Source organism: Tenacibaculum sp. TC6, from assembly GCF_050606265.1.
GTDB lineage: Bacteria > Bacteroidota > Bacteroidia > Flavobacteriales > Flavobacteriaceae > Polaribacter.
On sequence record NZ_JBOCUK010000060.1, the window covers coordinates 1 to 6,758 of the forward strand.

The 6,758-nt window shown below is 30.6% G+C and carries 9 protein-coding genes; 5 read left to right on the plus strand and 4 right to left on the minus strand.

What is annotated here, in order from left to right:
• Positions 1–381 precede the first annotated feature (381 nt).
• From ACQY1Q_RS17045 to ACQY1Q_RS17055, 3 genes are read right to left on the minus strand one after another with little or no spacing between them, the layout of a single operon-like run.
• Positions 382–1,200, minus strand: a complete 819-nt coding sequence (locus ACQY1Q_RS17045; protein WP_431006538.1) for a mechanosensitive ion channel family protein — start codon at positions 1,198–1,200, stop codon at positions 382–384.
• A 24-nt stretch (positions 1,201–1,224) separates the two neighbouring features.
• The gene (locus ACQY1Q_RS17050; protein ID WP_431006539.1) at positions 1,225–1,431 is read right to left on the minus strand and encodes a hypothetical protein; all 207 of its coding nucleotides are present in this window, start codon (positions 1,429–1,431) and stop codon (positions 1,225–1,227) included.
• Positions 1,432–1,436: 5 nt separating this feature from the next.
• A complete protein-coding gene (locus tag ACQY1Q_RS17055) occupies positions 1,437–1,967 on the minus strand; it encodes an RNA polymerase sigma factor (RefSeq protein ID WP_431006540.1) in 531 nt (176 codons plus the stop codon).
• 263 nt (positions 1,968–2,230) lie between these two features.
• Here ACQY1Q_RS17055 and ACQY1Q_RS17060 point away from each other — a divergent pair, with 263 nt between their 5' ends.
• Positions 2,231–3,094, plus strand: coding sequence for a sigma-70 family RNA polymerase sigma factor (locus tag ACQY1Q_RS17060; protein ID WP_028891227.1), 864 nt, complete (start codon positions 2,231–2,233; stop codon positions 3,092–3,094).
• A gap of 120 nt (positions 3,095–3,214) precedes the next feature.
• A complete protein-coding gene (rpe, locus tag ACQY1Q_RS17065; protein ID WP_431006541.1) occupies positions 3,215–3,871 on the plus strand; it encodes a ribulose-phosphate 3-epimerase in 657 nt (218 codons plus the stop codon).
• 42 nt (positions 3,872–3,913) lie between these two features.
• Here the strand turns inward: rpe and ACQY1Q_RS17070 are convergent, their stop codons facing one another.
• Positions 3,914–4,336, minus strand: coding sequence for a CBS domain-containing protein (locus ACQY1Q_RS17070; RefSeq protein WP_431006542.1), 423 nt, complete (start codon positions 4,334–4,336; stop codon positions 3,914–3,916).
• Between the two features lie 160 nt (positions 4,337–4,496).
• On the opposite strand from ACQY1Q_RS17070, the gene ACQY1Q_RS17075 reads away from it, so the two are divergent.
• From ACQY1Q_RS17075 to trxA, 3 genes are all read left to right on the plus strand, one after another.
• Positions 4,497–5,129, plus strand: a complete 633-nt coding sequence (locus tag ACQY1Q_RS17075) for a Crp/Fnr family transcriptional regulator (RefSeq protein ID WP_431006543.1) — start codon at positions 4,497–4,499, stop codon at positions 5,127–5,129.
• A 172-nt stretch (positions 5,130–5,301) separates the two neighbouring features.
• Positions 5,302–6,312 (plus strand): c-type heme family protein, encoded by a 1,011-nt coding sequence (locus tag ACQY1Q_RS17080; RefSeq protein ID WP_431006544.1) that lies wholly within the window; start codon positions 5,302–5,304, stop codon positions 6,310–6,312.
• A 57-nt stretch (positions 6,313–6,369) separates the two neighbouring features.
• The gene (gene trxA / locus ACQY1Q_RS17085; protein ID WP_431006545.1) at positions 6,370–6,666 is read left to right on the plus strand and encodes a thioredoxin; all 297 of its coding nucleotides are present in this window, start codon (positions 6,370–6,372) and stop codon (positions 6,664–6,666) included.
• Positions 6,667–6,758 lie beyond the last annotated feature (92 nt).

Below are 6,758 nucleotides of genomic sequence, written 5' to 3' on the forward strand. Positions count from 1 at the left end.
GTGTGCGCTTTTTCTTGTGTGGACTCGTATTCATAAAATAAGTCTAATTTGTGTCAACTTATTTTAGGACGGGACAAATTAATAAAAAAAGATCATCAAATTTGACGACCTTTTTTATAACATGAAGGAAACCTTCAACCTTTAGATAGAAATCCCCCCGAAAATCTATCTTTATTCCCTTATGACACAACCTTTTTGTAATGGTCACATTTTTTTAAATAATTAATAAAAAAAGACCATCAAATTTGATGGTCTTTTTATAACGTGAAGGAAACCTTCACTATTAGATAGAAGTCCCCCGAAATCTATCATTAATTTTTATCTAAAGGTAGCTTTGATTCTATATATACCCACAAATATATGTATTTTTTTAAAATCTTCTTATTTTTTAAGAACTATTTTACTGTTAACCACATCCTTAATTGGCAAAATTATTTTATCCTCATTTGTATTAATGGTTAAACAAATATTATCAATTGCAATTACTACACCTTCAACATCTCCGATGATTACTCTATCTCCAATCGCTATGTTTTTTCTTGAATAATAACCAAAGAGCAATCTTGCTACAGCATCTCTAGCTCCTAAACCAAATGCAATAGTAAATGCCAGTAAAACAGAACCTATTAATAAGGTTAAATTACTTTTAATTACTGAAGTATCTACCCCAGCTTGATCTAATGCTGTAATTGATAAGAATACGACAATTAAATAAAATGCAATATTTCCTACTAAATTTCCTCCTGAAATTTCAAGAGATTTAAACATAGATTGAATTGCTTTTTTTACCATAGTACCTAAATACGCACCTCCTACAAAAATTCCAAGCGCGGTCAGTAATTTTGGTAAATATGCAAAGAAACTTCTTATACCATCTGACACTCCATTTAAACCAAACATTTCGGCCCCCACCATAACAAACATAAAAATGAGAAACCATTTTAGCACGGCTAAAATCACATTAGTCAGCACTATGTTTATGGTAGTATCTCCAAAAATTTGCGTGTTGCTTAATTTTTTTGACCACTCATCTATTTTAGTTCTTGCTAAAGCTTTTCTTACTATGTATAAAAACAGCTTTATAACCAACCATGAGGTTATAACAAATGCAATAAAACCTACCACTGTTGGTAATGATTCTATCATATCATCAAAAATCTTTTTGAATGGTTCTAATACGTCTACTTGTAAAGAAATCATAATAGTATTGTTTAGTTAATGAAGTTAATCTGTTTCTTTTTTGTTTTTGTTATTATCTGAAGGAGTTCTTCCTCCACCTAACAAATCTGCAATTGTATTAGGATACTTCACCACAAATAAATCGGCTACGTCAATAGAAAGCTTAATCATTGCCACATCGTTAAGTACTTTTTTTCTAAGTACCTCCGGCAATTCTTCGTTATGTAATATTTTCTTAAATGGATTCTCCATGCTAATTACAACTCATTATACGTTTCTATGACTTTAGCTTTCGCTCGTTTTAAACGCATTTTTACTGCGCTTTCTCCTAACTCTAGCACTTCTGCTATTTCTTTAATGCTCATATCATCTTGATATTTCATTAACAAAATCATTTTTTCAGAAGGTGCTATTATTTCCAATGCTTTAGCTAATTTATCCGACTTTAATTCAAACAGTTCTGCGTCATCTATTTCGTCTAAGCCACTATCCTCCTCTTTTATTTGGTCAGTTACCACAGTAACTTTTTCTTTCTTTTTTGCACTATTTCTTTGTACATAATTAACACAAAAATTATAGGTAAAAGAATATAACCAAGTAGAAAACTTAGATTTTCCTTTAAAGGTACGTATTTTTACAAATAAGTGAATAAAAAGGTCGTGTGTTAAATCCTGCGCTTCCTCTTTACTATTAGAGAAACCGTAGCATTTATTATACACAACACCTGCATATCGGTCGTATAAAACAGCAAATAAATGGGTATCATTTTTTTCCGCTATTTTTTTCACCAGATCCTCGTCACTTAATTTTGTAACATCAATACTCTTCAACGGCTAAGTTTGGTTAACGTTTGTTTTAGACTTATAACTTGTAAGACACACTCTTTGGGTAAAGGTCACTAATACAATTTTATTTAATCAAATTTAACAAATCTTTAACAGGTGCAAAATTATTTTGAAAAAAAATATTCTCTTTTGTAACATTTTTTAATTGTGCTACGTATAAGTACTATGAAGAGTGATAAATAAATTAAAAAATACCTTTTTATTACATGAGACAACTTAAGATTACAAAACAGGTTACTAACAGAGAAACCGCCTCATTAGATAAATACTTGCAAGAAATAGGAAAAGTAGATTTAATTACAGCTGATGAAGAAGTAGAGTTAGCACAACGTATTAAGGCCGGAGATCAAAGAGCTTTAGAAAAGTTAACAAAAGCAAACTTACGTTTCGTTGTATCGGTTGCAAAACAATATCAAAATCAAGGATTAACATTACCTGATTTAATTAACGAAGGAAATCTAGGATTAATTAAAGCAGCTAAACGTTTTGACGAAACGCGTGGTTTTAAATTCATTTCTTATGCAGTTTGGTGGATTCGTCAATCTATTTTACAAGCATTAGCTGAGCAGTCAAGAATTGTTCGTTTACCTTTAAACAAAATTGGTTCTATTAATAAGATTAATAAAATGTACGCTTTCTTAGAGCAAGAAAATGAGCGCCCTCCAAGTGCTGAAGAAATTGCCAAGAAATTAGACATGACGGTTAATGATGTTAAAGAGTCTATGAAAAACTCGGGTCGTCACGTATCTATGGATGCTCCGTTAATAGAAGGTGAAGACTCTAACTTATATGATGTATTAAACTCTGGAGAATCACCAAATCCGGACAAAACTTTATTACACGAATCATTACGTATTGAAATTAACCGTGCTTTAGAAACCTTAACTCCTCGTGAAGCTGATGTTGTTAAATTATACTTTGGTTTAGGAGAACATCAACCAATGACGCTAGAAGAAATCGGAGAAACTTTTGATTTAACTCGTGAGCGTGTACGTCAAATTAAAGAAAAGGCTATCAGAAGATTAAAGCATACTTCTCGCAGTAAAATTTTAATGACTTATTTAGGATAATCCTACATATATAATATAAGAAGAAAGCCCTTTTTTAAGGGCTTTCTTTGTATTTAAAACTCAGCCTCTTTAAGTTTTAACTATATTTGCACCATAAAACAACACAACAATTTATTATTAATGGAAAAACTTATTGCTCCTTCAGTTTTAGCTGCTGATTTTGGTAACCTACAGCGTGATGTGGAAATGATTAACCAAAGTAGTGCCGATTGGTTTCATATTGACATTATGGATGGGGTTTTTGTTCCGAATATTTCTTTTGGAATGCCTGTGCTGGATGTAATATCTAAACATGCAAAAAAAACAATTGATGTACATTTAATGATTGTAGATCCGGATAGATACATCACTACTTTTGCCGATTTAGGAGCTAACATTTTAACCGTTCACTATGAAGCTTGTACTCATTTACACAGAACAGTTCAGGCAATTAAGGCAGCAGGAATGAAAGCCGGAGTAGCTTTGAATCCACATACACCAATTGCTGTACTTGAAGACATTATAGCTGATTTAGATTTAGTTTGTATTATGAGTGTTAATCCTGGATTTGGAGGACAATCTTTTATTGAAAACACCTATAAAAAAGTAAGTCAATTAAAACATTTAATTGAATTTAGCAATGCTCCTACGCTGATTGAAATTGACGGAGGGGTAACAGACAAAAATGCTAATAAACTTATTGAGGCAGGTGCCGATGTTTTAGTAGCAGGTAGCTTTGTTTTTAAAAGCCCTGATCCTATTGCAACTATTGAAAATCTAAAAGCAATTGTTAACTAAAATATACAAGCGGTAAAGAATAATTCTTTACCGCTTTTTTTCTTAATTAAATTGCTCTAGCAAATAATAGATTAAATCTGTAGTAGTTACAATACCTACCAACTCTCCGTTTTCTACAACCGGTAATGCGTGAAACTCTTTTTTAGATAAAATTTCTGCCACTTCTTTAATTGTATTTGTCGGGCTTACAGTTATTAAGTTTTTAGCCATTACTTGCTCTATGGTAAACATATTATATACTACTGTATCCACTTCATTTTCATCTTCATCAATAGCATCAGCAAAACTAATTCGTAATAAATCAGTATAACTCAACATACCAACTACTGCTTTTCCGCTTACCACCGGAATATGACGTATATTATTTTCTTTAAACAACTTTTCAGCTGCTGTTAAATCATCTGCCTTATTTAATGTGATTACATTTTTGGTCATTATTACTGATACGGGCGTTCTTTTTTTCATGTTTTTAATTGATTTATGTTTTAATTTCTATATCAAATTTCAGAAAATATCTTAGCCTAAAAACTGATATTTATCATTCTTGGAATTGTTTTATATTCGTAAATTATTAGATAGATTTATCTCTTAAAAAGTAGTATTTTTACCCAAAAGCCAATTAATCTTGATAGAAGAACTAAAATTTAATTACGGTTATTTATTTGAAGACGATTTATTACATGAAATAAATGATATTGCCGTTTATAAAGAATTTAAGGCAGATACCACTATTATTGACACTAATAGTTATATTATTTCTATTCCTCTTCTTTTAAGCGGTGCTATTAAAATTTTAAGAGAAGATGAAAATGGTGATGAGTTAGTATTATACTATTTAGAAAAAGGAGATACCTGTGCAGTTACCTTATCATGTTGTATGGGGCAAACCAAAAGTAAAATAAGAGCTGTTTCAGAAACTGATGTAAAGCTTCTTATGATTCCTAAAGAAAAAATGAGTGAATGGCTAAGCAAATATAAAAGCTGGCAAGAATTTATTTTACAAAGCTACCATAGCAGGTTACAAGAGTTTATTGAGGCAGTTGATACCATTGCTTTTTTAAATATGGATCAACGTTTATTAAAATATTTAAAAGATAAAGCGCTGGTTAATCATAACGATATTATTAATGTAACACATCAACAAATAGCTAATGATTTGCATACCTCAAGAGTGGTTATTTCAAGACTTCTGAAATCATTAGAAAAACAAGCTAAAATTAAATTACAGAGAAATTCAATTAAAGTATTAGAGCTATAGAAATTTCCTCACTAAGTAAAACATGTATCCTCCTTACTTATTTTTTTCAATAACTACTTTTTTATTGACTCATAATCTTTATTAATTTAAATATCTATGCTTTCCTAATGAGTAACTTTAGTTACATCTAAAACTTTTAAATCGTTCTATCTTTACTCTAAAATACAGAACGATGAAAAAACAAACAATACTGTTTCTTACCATCTTAGGCTTTTTATTAAGCTGTAAACCGACACAAAAAGAAACACCTATTTCAACTACTCAGAACAATTCAATAATTGTAAACTCTTCAGTGACTCATCCCGGTAAAAAGCTGTTAGAAACTAAATGCTTTGTATGTCATTCTCCAAAAACAGCTCATGACGAAAGAATTGCTCCTCCTATGGTAGCTATAAAAGCTCATTATATAGATGAGAACACTTCTGAAACAACCTTTACTAAAGAGTTCCTAAACTTTGTTCAAAATCCAACCAAAGAAAACGCAAAAATGTATGGTGCTGTCAAACGATTTGGAGTTATGCCTTATCAAAAGTTTGAAGAGAAAGACCTCAAAAAAATAGCCAATTACCTCTTTAATTATGAAATAGAAGAGCCCGAGTGGTTTAAAGAGCACTGGAAATCTGAGCAAGGCAAGGGATATATTAATTCGGGGAAAAAAGTTGGAGAAGTTAATCCTTCCAAAACTCCGGAAGAACTGGGCTTAAGCTACGCTTTAGACACCAAAAAGGTTTTAGGAAAAAACTTAATGGGAACCATTCAAAAAAAAGGAACTTTAAATGCTTTAGCTTTTTGCAATGAAAAAGCATATCCGCTTACTGATAGTATGGCAATTCATTTTAATGCTTCTATTAAAAGAGTTTCAGACAAACCCAGAAACAGTAATAATGCCGCTAATACAGAAGAAATAGAAATTATTAATGAGTATAAGAAAATTATTGATAATAAGGAAGAAGTAAAACCTATTGTTAAACAAACAGAAGAACAAGTTACATTTTATTACCCCATTGTAACTAATAGTATGTGTTTACAATGTCATGGAAACCCAAAAACACAAATACAACCGGAAGTTTTGCAAAAAATAGCTCAGTTATATCCTAATGATAACGCTCAGGGGTACGATGTTAATCAGGTTAGAGGTATTTGGAGTATTCAATTTAAAAATAATACAACACCTATACAATAGACACGTTATAAACACATAGATTAAATTAGTTTTATAACGTATTAATAATAAAAACATATGGGAAATTTTTCACAACTTATTAAAAGTAACACACCTGTTTTGGTTGATTTTTTTGCTGAATGGTGTGGACCTTGTAAAATGATGGCTCCTATTTTAAAAGATCTTAAACAAGAATTAGGAGAAGAGGTTACCATTATAAAGATAGATATTGATAAAAATCCGCACATAGCCAAAACCTATCAAATAAAAGGTGTGCCTACTTTTATGCTTTTTAAAGAAGGTAAAATGTTATGGAGGCAATCAGGTATGCTATATAAAAATGATTTGGTTTCTATCATTAAAAAATTTGATTAAAATTTAGCAATATAGATTTCTAAAAAACATCAAGACGTTTTTATAAAAAGATCAAGGTGTTTTCACCAAAACATCAAGACGTTTTACCAAAA